The following is a 562-nucleotide window of genomic DNA, read 5'->3' on the forward strand; positions in this document are numbered from 1 at the left end:
CTCTGATTGCCTAGGCATCCACCGTGTACGCTTAATTTCTTAACCTTACAACTCACAGTTGTCTTGGTTTTAATTACGCTTTTTTCTCTTTTCTACTTCTTCACATTCATATTTTCATACAAATGCTTTCCGTAAAAACGAGAACTCGTTTCTTTCAGCTTGTTCCTAATTGTTAAAGAGCTTTATCTTTCTATTTACTCTTATAAGTAAATACAAACATAATTTAGTTAAAAAGAGACTTCTTTAATGGTGGAGCTAAGCGGGATCGAACCGCTGGCCTCCTGCGTGCAAGGCAGGCGCTCTCCCAGCTGAGCTATAGCCCCATTTTCTTTCACTTCTTCAACCCGTTAAAGCCAAAATCAGCAAAAAATAAGTTGAATTGGTGGGTCTGAGTGGACTTGAACCACCGACCTCACCCTTATCAGGGGTGCGCTCTAACCACCTGAGCTACAGACCCAATAAAGTGACTCTTTTCTTAACAAACAATCTGTGTGAACACTTACGAGCACTTCGTAAGGAGGTGATCCAACCGCAGGTTCCCCTACGGTTACCTTGTTACGAC

General features: G+C 41.8%; 2 tRNA genes. Both read right to left on the minus strand.

The features are described from left to right. Nucleotides 1–247: 247 nt before the first annotated feature. Nucleotides 248–323: transfer RNA gene (locus tag J3U13_RS11365), tRNA-Ala, on the minus strand. A 57-nt stretch (nucleotides 324–380) separates the two neighbouring features. Then, nucleotides 381–457 (minus strand) — tRNA-Ile (locus J3U13_RS11370). Nucleotides 458–562: the final 105 nt, after the last annotated feature.

This window comes from Gilliamella sp. B2887 (assembly GCF_026537015.1).
In the GTDB taxonomy this organism is placed as follows: domain Bacteria; phylum Pseudomonadota; class Gammaproteobacteria; order Enterobacterales; family Orbaceae; genus Gilliamella.